The following is a 12,966-nucleotide window of genomic DNA, read 5'->3' on the forward strand; positions in this document are numbered from 1 at the left end:
CTAACGATGACAACCGAGACCATCACCCTCGACCCGCGAACGCCGATTGTTGTGGGCGTAGGGCAGGCCGCCGAACGCGTCGACGACACCGACTACCGGGGCCTGTCACCGATCGACCTCGCGGTCACCGCCGCACAGGCGGCGGTCGCGGACGCCGGTGCGGACGCGCCGAAAGTCATTGCGGCGATCGACACCATCGCATGCACCCGCCAATTCGAGGACTCGACCCCCGGCGCACCGGCGCCGCTGGGAAAGTCGACGAAATACCCTGTCTCGGTCGGCAACCGGCTCGGTGCGACCCCCAAGCGGGCGGTCCTGGAGATCGCCGGGGGACAGTCACCGCAACACCTGGTCACCGAGTTCGCTCGTGAGATTGTCGCCGGAAACGTCAACGTCGTCCTGCTGGCCGGAGCCGAGGCGATATCCACCATTCGCCATCTCGCCAAGTCGGAGAACAAGCCCGACTTCTCCGACGACCCGTCGGATTCCGACGCCACGTACGAGGATCGCGGTTTCGGCCTGGCCGGGTTGGTCACCATGGAGCAGGTGGCCCACGGACTCACCACCGCGCCCGCCCAGTACGCATTGCTGGAGAACGCCCGTCGGGCGGTTCGGGGCGAGACCCGGGAAAAGTACTCGGCCGCCATGGGCGCCCTGTTCGCGCCATTCACCAAAGTGGCCGCCACCAATCCATTTTCAGCGGCGCCCGATGAGCACAGCGCCGAAGAGCTCGCCACGGTCACCGAGCGCAACCGGATGATCGCCGACCCCTACCCGCGCTTCATGGTTGCCCGGGATCAGGTGAACCAGGGCGCCGCGGTGCTGCTGATGTCGGTGGAATCGGCCCGCCGCATCGGGATCGATGAAAGCAAATGGGTGTTCCTGCACGGTCAGGCCGACCTGCGCGACCGAAACCTGCTCGAGCGTGCCAACTTAGGAGAGGGGCCTGGCGCCGTGTCTGCGGTCAGGCATGCCCTCGAGGTCGCCGGCCTGAGGCTCGATGACATCGGCTTTTTCGACTTCTATTCCTGCTTCCCGATCGCGGTCTCCAATATCACGGAAACGCTGGGGCTTTCACCCGACGACCCGCGCGGCCTGACCCTTACCGGCGGCCTGCCGTTCTTCGGCGGCGCCGGCAACAACTACTCGATGCACGCCATCGCCGAGGCGGTGGGCCGAGTCCGTTCTAAGCCCGGAAGTTACGCGTTGGTGTCGGCCAACGGCGGTGTCGTCTCGAAGACGTCGGTGGGCATCTATGGCACCAAACCCGCTGAGTTGCGGACGGATAACAGCGACAAGTTGCAGCACGAGATCAACGCCCTCGACTTCCCGCCCCACATCGCCCACCCCAGCGGCTGGGCCACCATCGAGGCCTACACCGTGGTGCACGGCCGCGGCGGGCAGAAGACCGGCATCGTGATCGGGCGCCTCGACGACGGTGGGGGGCGGTTCCTGTCCCAGGTCGCCCACGGGGACGTCGAGTTGCTGTCGGTGCTGGAAACCTCCGAGCAACCCATCGGCGAACGCGTGTACGTCACCGCGTTCGGATACGGCAACCGCGTCACGCGCTCGGACGCGACCGCTGCGTCGCTTTTCCCCACGCGCGCAGCCGTTCTGCGCGACGACTACGAGTTCATCAAGGTCCGTTGCGACGGGCACCTACTCGAGGTCACCATCAACCGGCCCGATGTGCGCAACTGTCTGCACCCGCCGGCCCACGAGGAACTCGACGAGGTGTTTGACGTGTTCTTCGCTGATCGTGACCTGTGGGCGGCGATCATCACCGGAGAGGGAAGCAAGGCGTTCTGCGCCGGCAATGACCTGGTTTACAGCGCGAGCGGCAAGCCGATGTATGTGCCGTTCAACGGCTTCGGCGGGCTGACCGGTCGGCGAAACATGCACAAGCCGGTGATCGCCGCGGTCAACGGGTTCGCCATGGGCGGTGGTTTTGAGATCGCCCTGACCTGTCACCTCGTGGTCGCCGACGAGTCCGCAAAGTTCGCGCTGAGCGAGGTCAAGGTCGGGCTGATTGCCGGCGCCGGTGGGGTGATCCGGTTGCCGCGATCGATTCCGCCAAAGGTCGCCAACGAGATGATTCTGACCGGCCGTCGCATCGGGGCGGAAGAGGCAAAGGAGCTGGGCGTCGTCAACCGGGTGGCTCCCGAGGGCCAGGCACTGGCGGCCGCCCGGGAGTTGGCGGCCGAGATCCTCGACGCCTCGCCGACATCGGTGCGGTTGTCGCTGAAGCTGATGGAGCAAACGCGCGGCATCGCCGACACGGTCGACGCGGTGACCGCGCCGAACGACATCGTCGACGAGCTGATGACGAGCGCGGACGCGATCGAGGGCATGACCGCGTTCGCGATGAAGCGCCAACCGGAGTGGAAGAACCAATGAGCAACGACGCGTCGGAACTGGCCGCGTTCGAGAATTCCGTAGCCGGGGTCATCGAAAAGATCTGGGGTGATGCCACCTCCGCCGAAAGCGGTGAGGTGGGCAAGCTTTGGGAGGCCGCCGCCGAACAGGGCTGGTTCGAACTGGGTGACGCAGGGGCGCTCGACCTCGCGGTCGCCGCGACGCGGCGGCTGGGTCGCTCGGCCTGTCCGCTCCCGGTCCTGGACACCTACGCGGCAACCGAGCTGTTCGACGAGCCGGGCATCGCGAGCGGCGAGGTGCGCCTGGTCCTCACCGCGGACCCGAGTGGCCCGATCGACGCGGGTGGCGCGGCCACGCATGTGCTGGTGATACCGAGCGAGGGCGGCGTCGCGCGGCTGCGCGCTATCACCGAGCAGACGGCACTGCCGGGCCTCGCCGTGCCATCGTGGAGTCGTGTCAGTCTGGGCGAGACGGTGGCGGAGCGCGAGATCGACCGCGACCGGGCCGACCGGGCTCTGGTGCTGACACGGTTGGGCAAGGCCGTACGCGCTTTGGCCGCTGCCGAGTACGCCCACGAACTGGCCCTCGAACATGCCAAAGCGCGCAAGCAATTCGGCAAGGTGATCGGAAGCTTCGGCGCCGTGCAGCAGCGCACCGCGCAGTGCCAGATCGAGATCAGATCGGCTAACCTGCTTCTCGGGGACGCTATTTCGGCACTCCGCAACGGCCGCACCGGCGCGGTGTTGGCAGCTGAGATCGCCGTAGCCCACGTCGCGGCGATCGCCCCCAAGGTGCAACTGGGCGCTCACCACACGCTGGCCGCCATGGGCTACTTCAACGAACACCCCGCCCCGTGGCTGTTCCGGCGGGTGCACAGCGACGTCACTTTGCTGTCGACGGTCGCGCTGGCCCAGGGGTCCGTGGGCGACGTACTGGTGGAGACCGAATCTCGGCTGCCTGCAGCGGATCTCGGGGAAACCGGCGAAGCCTTCCGCGCCGAGTACCTCCAGTTCATCGCCGAGCACGGCGGCCGGGACAAGGCGCCGACACCGATGAACATCGATACCGACATGATCCACGGCATGGCGGACAACGGGTGGTTCGGCTTCGGCTGGCCCGCCGAATACGGCGGTCGCAATGCCTCACTGGCCGAGCAGGTGGTGCTCAACGAGGAGACCACGTACAACCGGGTCGGAGCGACGAAGCCGCTGGGATCGGTGATGCTGCTGGGCGCGTCGATCCTGAGGCACGGCAGCGAGGAGCAGAAACAGAAGTTTCTTCCGATCATCCGTGCGGGCGAGATGAACTTTTGCCTGGGCTACTCGGAGCCCGAGGCCGGTTCCGATCTCGCGTCGCTGCGCACCCGCGCGGTCCGCGACGGCGACGAGTGGGTGATCAACGGCCAAAAGCTGTGGACCACGGGTGGGCATGTCTCCGACTGGGTTTGGCTGGCCGCGCGGACCGATCCCGACGCCCAGCCCCGCCACGCGGGCATCACCGTGTTCCTCTTTCGCATGGACACACCGGGTGTGACGATTCAGCAGCACACCGCGCTCTCCGGTGAGGTGTCGTGCACCGTCTTCTACGACAACGTGCGGATGCCCGATTCCGCGCGCGTCGGTGAGGTGAACGGCGGCTGGTCGGTCATCGTGGACGCCCTTGCCGGCGAACGAATCACAATGGGCAACATCGCCGCATCCATGCATCGCCAACTCGACGATCTGCTCGACTTCGTCGGCCCCGACCCGGTGGGCCTGGTCGGCGCGCGAGGCTCGGCGAAGCGCGCATCGATCACGGACCTCGCGGTGCGAGTCCAAGCCACCCGGGCGCTGGTAACCGCCGCCGTGCAGGCCAGCTCGACCGACATCGGCGCGATGTTCGACGCCGCGATGGCTGGGGTGATGGGGGGCGACCTCGCCGAGGACTTCGGTGAGGCTACCTTGGCGATCTTCGGTCCGTCCGCCGCGTTGAGTCGCGGCTCGGGCGAGAACGACATTCCCGGCGGCGGGGCCTTTGAATACGGGCTTCGGCAATCGATCATGTACGTGGTTGGCGGCGGCACCAACGATGTCCAGCGCGGGCTGATCGCCCGTGGCCTGGGCCTGCCCCGCTAGCCGACTAACGAAAGGACGGCGACCATGCCCGACACACTTCCCTTGAGCGGCCTGCGCGTCATCGACTTCACCGACGGCGCGGCCGGTTTCGCGGGCCGCTTCCTGGCCGACCTGGGCGCCGATGTAGTGCTGGTGGAGCCGCCGGAGGGCGCCGCGTCGCGCCGGTCCGAGCCCCAATACGACGGCCACGGTCTGCGCTTCGCGACCGCGCATGCCAACAAGCGCGGCGTCGTCGTCGACATCAACACGGCCGAGGGACGTCAACAGTTGCTCGGATTGACCGATGGCGCGGACATCTTCCTGGAATCCCATCCGGCGGGGCGCCTCACCGAACTCGGCGTCGGGCACGCGACGATGCGCGAGCGCAACCCACGGCTGGTCGTGGTTTCGGTTACCGACTTCGGGCAGACCGGCCCTTATCGCGACTATCACGCCAGCGAGGCGGTGTTCACCGCCATGTCGTCGCTACTCACCCGCTCCGGAGCGCCAGGGCGTGAACCGCTTTTGCCACCTGGCGAATTGGCCACGCAGACGGCCGCCGTCGACGTCGCCTATGCCGCGCTGCTGGCGTACTTCAAAGCGCAGCGCGGTGGCGGTGGGGATTATCTCGACTGTTCGTTGTTCGAACTCGTTGCCCAGGATCTCGACCCCGGATTCGGGATGGCCGGCACTGCGACCATGGGCCAGCCGCTCTACACCGCGGCGCCGGGGCGGCCAGACGTGCGCATGATGTACCCCATCGTGCCGTGCGGCGACGGACACGTCCGGATGTTCGTCGCCTCGGCCAAGCAGTGGCGTGCCCTTTTCACCTGGATGGGCGAGCCAGAGGCGCTGTCCGATCCGGTGTTCGAGCAGCTCTTCGGCCGCTTCATGAACTGGGGCAAGATCCGCCCGGTAATCGTCGACTTCTTCGCCGACAGGACCCGCGACGAAATCGTCTCGCACGGATCCCAATTGGGAATCGCGATCGCACCACTGAACACCGGCCATGAAATCCTGACCAGTGACCACGTTCGCGAACGTAAAGCCTTCGTCGACGCGGAGATCGCACCCGGCGTGCGCGCCGCCATCCCGAACGGCTACCTCGAATTCGACGACGAGCGGGCTGGATTTCGGCACCGCGCACCGGAACTCGGCGAGCATACGGACGAAGTTTTGGCCGAAGACTTTCGTCCGGCGGCCATGGCGAGCACGGACGTGGACGCCCGGCCGCTGGCCGGTGTGCGGGTGCTCGATCTCGGCGTCATTGTGGTCGGCGCGGAAACCGGTCGCCAGCTCGCCGATCAGGGCGCCGAGGTGATCAAGGTGGAGAACCGCGCGTTCATCGACGGTGCGCGCCAAACAGATTCCCCAGGGAAGGTGGGCTATTCGTTCGCGCTGGGCAACCGCAACAAACGCAGCTTGGGACTGAACCTGCGCAGCGACGCGGGCAAAGAGCTGTTCGGCCGATTGGTCGCCTCCTCCGATGTGGTGCTGACCAACTTCAAACCCGGAACGCTCGACTCACTCGGGCTGGGCTACGCCAAGCTCAAAGCCATCAATCCACGCATCATCGTGGTCGAGAGCAGCGCGTTGGGCAGCACCGGGTCGTGGTCGCGGCGAATGGGTTACGGTCCCCTGGTGCGCGCCACTGTGGGGCTGACCACGCTGTGGCGCCACCGCGACGCACCTGAGGGTTTCGGTGATGACCAGACTGTCTATCCCGATCACGCCGCGGCGCGCGTGGGTGCCGCCGGGGTCGTCGCCGCGTTGATCGAGCGCGAGCGGACCGGGGTGGGGCAATGGATCGGTGTGGCACAAATGGAGACGGTGTTCTGCCAGTTGGCTACCGAATACGTTCGCGAATCCCTCGACCCCGGGACCATGGTCGCTAAAGGAAACAGCGGCGAATTCGACGCGCCGGCAGGCATTTACCGGTGCACTGGTGAGGACGCATACTGCGCGGTGACCGTGCAGGGTGATGACGACTGGGCCAAGCTGGCCAAAGTCATCGGCCGGCCGGAGTTCGCGGACAAGGCCGAGTACGCGACGGCCGCCGATCGCGTCGCGCACCGCGGTGAACTCGACGCGCTGGTGCAGGATTGGATCGCGCCGCTGACGCCGCGTGACGCGCAGGAGCGCCTGCAGGCCGCGGGAGTGGCCGCCGGTGCCGCGGTCCACGTCAAGGATCTGCTCAGCGAGCCGCACCTGGCGGCCCGCCATCAGCTGGGCGAACTGGACCAGCCCGGCCACGAAGAGCCGCTGGAGGCCTTCATGGGTCCGGCGCTCTTCGAAAACATCCCAGAGCCACTGCTGCGGGCCGCGCCCGCGATGGCGGCCGATACCCGCGACATCTGCCGCGACCTGCTCGGCATGTCGGCCGCCGAGATCGACGAGCTCGTTACCGCCGAGGTCCTCGCACTCACTCAGGCCGCAGACAAATAGCGCCGCCCGTCACCAGTCTTACTAAGTAAACTATATTGGTTAGCGGTTCGTATTGACGCTGCAAGCAGCAAGGCGGCCATCGTCGCCGCTGCGCGCACCGCGATCGGCACCTCGCGGTGGGGCAGCCTCGCGAGCATGCCGGCGATCGAGCTGGCCAAGCCGGTGGTTGCGGCCGTCGTTGACCGCTCGGGTCTGGCCCCAAGCGATTTCGACGACCTCGTGTTGGCGGAAAGTCTGCAAGGCGGTGGCGGCCTCGACGCGCTGTCCATGTGCGCCGGTGGCGGCATGGGCGCGGTGATGGTGATCGAGGTTTCCTAGATCCGGAACGTCCCTCTCAGCGGGTGCGCGGCGCGCGCTTGTTGGTGCGTGAATCGGTGTCGGCGCCGGCGTTGCCGATATGGGTGTAGGACAACCCGTGTCGCTGCGCCACGCTGGGCGGTAGGTCACGGGCCTCCCACATCGCGCGGACGGTGCCTTGGATCGCCTGCGGGCGTCGGGTTGCGATCTCTGCCGCTAATTCGGCTGCGCGGGAACGTAGTTGGTCGTCCGGTACAACTTCGGTCACCAGCCCGAGGCGCTGTGCAGTGTCGGCGCCGATCCGCTCCTCGCTGCCGAGGAGCGCCCAGCGCATCACGTCGCCGTAGGGCACGCCTCGAGCAATCATGCCCATCGGTTCGAGCGCGGACACGACGCCGCCGTTGGCGTGCGGGTCGAAGAACACCGTCGACTCGGAGCAGATCGCGAAGTCGGCTTCGTTGACGAAATACATTGCGCCGCCAGCCACCATGCCGTGCAGCGCCGCGATCACCGGCTTCCACACCAGGTGCGCCTTGGGGCCGAGCAAGACGCCCGGATCCTCCTGGTTGAAGATCGGCTCGTGAAACCACCACGGACCCTTTTCGACGTCGATACCGGTGGAGAACGCCCGGTCACCGTTGGCCTGCACGACGGCCACCCGGATGTCATCGTCCTCCCGGGTCCGGCGCCAGACCGCGGCCACTTCGTCGGCCATGCGTTCGTTGAAGGAATTCAGCCTCTCGGGCCGATTGAGCGTCAGCGTGGCGACATGGCCGCTCACGTGGAACTCGATGGTCTCAAAGTCGGTCATGTCTGTCACATTGCTCCTGCCTTGCCTGCTCATTCAGAAGGACACGGGTTAATGGGCGTGGCCGGCCTGGGCCTCGCTCTCGCGGGTGAGCCCGGCGGCCAGTATCAGTTCCTCGTGCAACTCGAACCACACGGTGTGATACGAGTCGACGATCGGGCGTGTCAGCCAGGCCGTCTCTCCCGCCTGCACCTTCGTCAGCGCGGCCTGCAACTTGTCCGAATAGCTTGCCAACCGAGGTATCTCGTTCGCGACGGCCGCGTTGACCGGTGTCACCCTCCGGTGTACGTCGGCGAGCCGGGCCAGCACGGCCGCGTCGTACTCGTCGTCATCGTGCGGATTCGGCTCACCGTTTTTGAGCTGCCAATCCGACACCAGCGCTTTGAAATCGGCATTGATGCTGCGGAACTTGTCATAGGCGACGGCGATGGCATCCTGGTCCCCCTTTTCCCGCTCGCCCGCAAGCAGCTCGCTGAGCCGGGTGCGACCCTCGGGGGAGATTCGGATCGTCTTTCCCTCGATGAGCAAGCCCGCCTCGATCACCGCTCTGACCGCGTCGGCCACGGTGGCTGGGTCTTCACCTGTGGTGCTCGCGATGTCGTCCTGCCCGATGCGGCCTTTGAGGCGAACCGCTTGCAGGACTTTCAGCTCAATCATCACCGATCCTTCCAACGACCACGCGGTCGCCATCGCGGCTCGAACTCCGAATATATATCCTTCAGATGTATAGCGCCCTCGATCATAGCCAGTTCGATGCCGCGTTCTTCGGGAGGAGACCGTGATGGTCGCCGGGGTCGCCGTCGTAACCGGAGCCGCCAGCGGAATGGGCGAACTGATGACCACCCGGCTCACGAACGCGGGATGGACCGTGGCCGCGGTCGATCTCCCCGGACCCAAACTGGACGCCGTCGCCGCCCGCACCGGCGCTGTCGCGCACCCGTGTGACGTCACGGATGACGACCAGGTCGGCGCGACCGCCCGGGCCGTCGCGGACCGATTCGGTGCGATCGACAGAGTGGTCAATGCGGCCGGCATCGCGGTCTCGGGCCGCATCGAAGATCTGCCGCAGGATGCCTTCGAACGTTCGATGAACGTCAACTACCTCGGGACCGTGCGTTGGGTGAAGGCGGTGCTGCCGGGTATGCGCGCACGCTGCGCGGGCGAGGTGGTGCTGTTCGCTTCGCTCGCCGGGTGGATGCCGACGCCTGCGATGGCGGCCTACACGGCGACCGCCGTCGTGGGTTTGCCGGGACCCTGGATATGGAACTGAAGGGCAGTGGTGTCAGTGTGCGGTGCGTCTGTCCCGCTGGGGTTCAGACACCGATGCTCGACGACATCATGGCCCAGGGAATGTCCGAACGGCTGAAGAACCTGTCTCCCGTTGCGGCTCCCGAGCAGGTCATCGACGCCATCGAGGCGTCGCTGGTCCGTCGGCACGCGAGGATCCACGTGTTCCCCGGTATACCGGCGAAAGGACTATGGCGAATGCGCCGGCTATCGCCGCGGCTGCTTGCCGGTGTGGTGCGACGCCTCTCGGCCATCACCTGAGTCGCGCCGCACATCCATCGCAACAATTACCTAGCACCGGTTCACAGGTTGAGCTGTTTAACTTAGTGTGATAGCAGCGAGGACGCATGGTCATTGCTGCGAGCCAGGGAGCGGGGTGGTCTCATGGGGGTACGTCTGGGGAAGAACGCCTCCGGCGGTGTCACCAGCGGGCGGCACCGACTCCCGCGCGCTGCCGAACCTGCAGCGTCCGATGCGACGGAGCCGATCGCCGGTTGGAATACGGCCGATTGGCCCGATGAGCTGGTGGACCTCGAGGAGGCATCCACCGTGGGCCTTCCCGGGGTCCCGGCTGATGTGGACAAGGCCCCGACTGATGACTCGACGGCCATTGCTTCCCCTCCGAAGGGCCGCCGCTGGCCACGGGTCGTCGCCTTCGTCCTGCTGCCCACGCTGACCGTGATCCTCGGGGGCGGCGCCGGCTGCTTGGCGTGGGACACCATGTCGGCGCATCTCGTGCAGCAAGCGCGCGCGGAATCGGTTCATGCGGCTACGGACGGCGCGTTGGCTCTGCTGGCCTACCAGCCCGACACCGCGGAGAAAAGTCTCGGCGCCGCCCGCGAATTGCTGACCGGCAAATTCAAAACGTCTTACGCAGTATTCACACACCAGCACGTGATCCCGGACGCACGCGAACAGCACATTACTTCGGTGGTCACGGTGCCAGCCGCGGCGTTCGTGCAGGCATCGATCGACCACGCGGTGGTCATCGTATTCGTCAATCAGACCTTCCTCCGCGACCCGGACCCGCCCACGAGCACCGCGTCCGACGTCCGCGTAACCCTCGAGAAAATTGGCCACCGCTGGTTGATCTCCGACTTCACGCCGGTCTGATCGCTAGCAAGACACCCGCCGCCCGAATCAACAGCTAAGGGGTTCAATGAAAATCGTCAAGAAGGCCGTGATGGCTGCAATTGGTGCCGCCGTGGCGGCGTTGTGCTGCACGGCGCCGGCTGGCGCTGACCCCGCCAACGATCCTTGCGAACTGGCAGTGACATTTCTCTGCAAATTCATGCCCGTCGCGCCAAATCTCGACCACGACATTGACCTGACACAGGGCCCGGCCACCATCAACGGCGTATCGGTTCCGCAGCTTCCCGCCTCGAATCCCAGTGGCGCGCCGGCGGCGTCACCATTTGGTCCGTGAGTGGATGGCGCTGCCACCGGCGCGCGCATCCGTGTTAATATAGTTAACCTGGTTATATATTTTAGGGATCATCACTAAGGGGTCGATCGGTTGACTATTTCGTTGCTGCTGGAAATGGCCTCCAGTGAAGCGCCCGAGCGTCCGGCGGTAGTCGACGGTGATACCCGTTGGACCCTTGCCGATTTATCGCGGCTGGCCGACGGTGGCGCCGGGGTGGCCGCGGCGAGCGGTGCACGTCATGTCGCCTACATCGGAGTCGGCGGGGCGATGTTGCCGCTGCTGTTGTTCTCGAGCGCTCGTGCCGCAGTACCGTTCTGTCCGCTGAATTACCGCCTCAGTAGCGACGCGCTGCGCGAGTTGCTCGACCGGATCGCGTCTCCGTTATTGATCGTTGATCCGCAGTATCGCGGCATCCTCGCCGATCTTGGCGTCGAGGCGTTGTCAAGCGACGAGTTCATCCAGCGCGCTGCGACTGTGGAGCCGGTGGCGATGATGCCAGAGCCGGACGACGTCGCGGTGTTGTTGTTCACCTCCGGAACGACCGCACGTCCCAAAGCCGTGGAGTTGTCTCATGACAACCTCGTCAGTTATGTCACGGGGACAGTCGAATTCGGTGCGGCGTCACCGCAGGACTCCGCGCTAGTTTGCGTACCGCCCTACCACATCGCCGGTGTGGGCGCGGCATTGTCGAACATCTATGCCGGCAGGCGGCTGGTTTACCTTCCCAATTTCGATGCGCGAGAATGGATCCGCCTGGTCGACCAGGAGAAGGTCACCAACGCGACGGTGGTGCCGACGATGCTGGACCGGATCGCCTCGACTTTGGAATCTGAACCTGCTGACTTGAGTTCACTGCGCAGCCTCGCCTACGGTGGCTCCAAAGTCCCGCTGCCCCTGGTTCGCAAGGTGCTGACACTGCTTCCACACGTCGGCTTCGTGAACGCCTACGGTCTCACCGAGACGAGTTCGACGGTCGCGGTGCTGACTCCCGAAGACCATTGGGCGGCACTCAATTCAGACGATCAGGCCACCGTGCGGCGCCTGGGCTCGGTTGGACGTCCGGTGCCCGACATCGAGGTGCAAATCCGAGATGAGAACGGTCGAGTCCAACCCGCCGGCGTCACCGGGGAACTGTTCCTACGCGGCCCCCAAGTGTCCGGACGTTATGCAGAAATCGGCTCGGTGCTCGACGACGACGGATGGTTCCCCACTAAAGATCTGGCGCTGCACGACGACGACGGCTATCTGTTTGTCCTGGGCCGTAGCGACGACACCATCATTCGCGGCGGAGAAAACATCGCGCCGGCTGAGTTGGAAGAGGTTCTGGTCGAGCATGCTTCGGTGCGTGACGTCGCGATTGTCGGCGCCGATGACCAAGAATGGGGACAAATCATCGTCGCGGTCGTGGTGCCCGCGGCGGGTACGAGTCCGACGGATACCGAGCTGCAAAAGTGGATGCGCGCGCGTCTCCGAGGGTCGCGCACGCCCGACCGCATCGTGTTCCGTGATGAGCTGCCGGTCTCGCCGACGGGCAAAATTCTTCGCCGGGAACTCACCAGGGAACTGAATTCGAGCCTCGCTCAGCCCTGACGCCGGGCAGCCGCCCTCACGTCGTGGGCACGGCAGCGAGAACCATATCGACCAGTGCCTCGGTGAACTTTTCGGCCTCTTTGGCAACTCGCCCCATGCGTGACGGTGGTGTAGCCATGTAGTGCATCAGCAGCCCGCCGAAAAGGGCATCCAGCATGAGGGTGACCGGCGCGTTTTCAGGTAGGTCGCCGCGTTCGACGCCACGCTGTGTGATCGCCCGCATGGCGGTGGCCTGCGCGGCCATGAAAGCCTCCCAGCGCGGCGCCAGTTCGGGTACTGAGCGCGCCTCCGCGCTGAGCCGCACGACGACGTCACCGACGTCGCTGACCAAGAGGTCAAACGTGCTGCGGCTCAATACACGTAGGTCACTGCGCAGGCTGCCCGTATCGATATCGAGCGGCAGCGCGATGCGGGCCTCGAGCGTGTCGAGGAGCAACGCCGTTTGGTCGGGCCAGCGCAGGTAGATCGACGACTTGCCGACCCGGGCCTCCCTGGCCACCGCGTCGATGCTGAAACCGGCCCAGCCGACGCGCCCATACAGTTCACACGCGGCCTGGCGCACGCGTTCCTCCACCATCGGGTCGCGGGGCCGACCGGTGCCCGCATTTGCCGATCGTGTCATGACCGTCCTTGCCCGTTCGACT

The 12,966-nt window shown here is 65.8% G+C and carries 11 protein-coding genes and 1 pseudogene; 9 read left to right on the forward strand and 3 right to left on the reverse strand.

What is annotated here, in order from left to right; genetic code table 11:
• Positions 1 to 6 precede the first annotated feature (6 nt).
• From EPN51_RS20475 to EPN51_RS20490, 4 genes and pseudogenes are all read left to right on the forward strand, one after another.
• Positions 7 to 2,397 carry an acetyl-CoA acetyltransferase gene (locus EPN51_RS20475; protein ID WP_293046127.1) on the forward strand — a complete coding sequence of 797 codons (2,391 nt, stop codon included), beginning with the start codon at positions 7 to 9 and terminating at the stop codon, positions 2,395 to 2,397.
• Positions 2,394 to 4,490: an acyl-CoA dehydrogenase family protein gene (locus EPN51_RS20480; RefSeq protein ID WP_293046129.1), complete on the forward strand. Its 2,097-nt coding sequence runs from the start codon at positions 2,394 to 2,396 to the stop codon at positions 4,488 to 4,490. The genes EPN51_RS20475 and EPN51_RS20480 overlap by 4 nt, the downstream gene beginning before the upstream one ends.
• 24 nt (positions 4,491 to 4,514) lie before the next feature.
• On the forward strand, positions 4,515 to 6,914 hold the full coding sequence (locus EPN51_RS20485) for a CoA transferase (RefSeq protein ID WP_293046130.1): 2,400 nt from the start codon (positions 4,515 to 4,517) through the stop codon (positions 6,912 to 6,914).
• Positions 6,915 to 6,965: 51 nt separating this feature from the next.
• Positions 6,966 to 7,163: pseudogene (locus EPN51_RS20490) on the forward strand (acetyl-CoA C-acyltransferase); the annotation flags it as partial.
• A gap of 85 nt (positions 7,164 to 7,248) precedes the next feature.
• Here EPN51_RS20490 and EPN51_RS20495 read toward each other — a convergent pair.
• Together EPN51_RS20495 and EPN51_RS20500 are read right to left on the reverse strand one after the other, a co-directional pair.
• The gene (locus EPN51_RS20495; RefSeq protein ID WP_293046133.1) at positions 7,249 to 8,022 is read right to left on the reverse strand and encodes an enoyl-CoA hydratase/isomerase family protein; all 774 of its coding nucleotides are present in this window, start codon (positions 8,020 to 8,022) and stop codon (positions 7,249 to 7,251) included.
• A 48-nt stretch (positions 8,023 to 8,070) separates the two neighbouring features.
• Entirely contained in the window at positions 8,071 to 8,676 is a 606-nt protein-coding gene (locus tag EPN51_RS20500) for a MarR family transcriptional regulator (protein ID WP_293046135.1), read from the reverse strand.
• A gap of 124 nt (positions 8,677 to 8,800) precedes the next feature.
• On the opposite strand from EPN51_RS20500, the gene EPN51_RS20505 reads away from it, so the two are divergent.
• The 5 genes from EPN51_RS20505 (at position 8,801) to EPN51_RS20525 (ending at position 12,322) form a co-directional block, all read left to right on the forward strand.
• Entirely contained in the window at positions 8,801 to 9,289 is a 489-nt protein-coding gene (locus tag EPN51_RS20505; RefSeq protein WP_293046138.1) for an SDR family NAD(P)-dependent oxidoreductase, read from the forward strand.
• A 53-nt stretch (positions 9,290 to 9,342) separates the two neighbouring features.
• Positions 9,343 to 9,567, forward strand: a complete 225-nt coding sequence (locus EPN51_RS20510) for a hypothetical protein (RefSeq protein WP_293046141.1) — start codon at positions 9,343 to 9,345, stop codon at positions 9,565 to 9,567.
• Positions 9,568 to 9,831: 264 nt separating this feature from the next.
• On the forward strand, positions 9,832 to 10,419 hold the full coding sequence (locus EPN51_RS20515) for a hypothetical protein (RefSeq protein WP_293046144.1): 588 nt from the start codon (positions 9,832 to 9,834) through the stop codon (positions 10,417 to 10,419).
• Between the two features lie 46 nt (positions 10,420 to 10,465).
• Positions 10,466 to 10,732 carry a fibronectin-binding protein gene (locus tag EPN51_RS20520; RefSeq protein ID WP_293046147.1) on the forward strand — a complete coding sequence of 89 codons (267 nt, stop codon included), beginning with the start codon at positions 10,466 to 10,468 and terminating at the stop codon, positions 10,730 to 10,732.
• A gap of 90 nt (positions 10,733 to 10,822) precedes the next feature.
• Complete coding sequence (locus tag EPN51_RS20525) at positions 10,823 to 12,322, forward strand: fatty acid--CoA ligase family protein (RefSeq protein WP_293046149.1); 1,500 nt, start codon at positions 10,823 to 10,825, stop codon at positions 12,320 to 12,322.
• 16 nt (positions 12,323 to 12,338) lie between these two features.
• On the opposite strand, the gene EPN51_RS20530 is transcribed toward EPN51_RS20525, so the two are convergent.
• Entirely contained in the window at positions 12,339 to 12,944 is a 606-nt protein-coding gene (locus EPN51_RS20530; RefSeq protein ID WP_293046152.1) for a TetR-like C-terminal domain-containing protein, read from the reverse strand.
• Between the last annotated feature and the right edge of the window lie 22 nt (positions 12,945 to 12,966).

The sequence above is a fragment of the Mycobacterium sp. genome (genome assembly GCF_004298145.1).
Taxonomy (GTDB): Bacteria; Actinomycetota; Actinomycetes; order Mycobacteriales; family Mycobacteriaceae; genus Mycobacterium.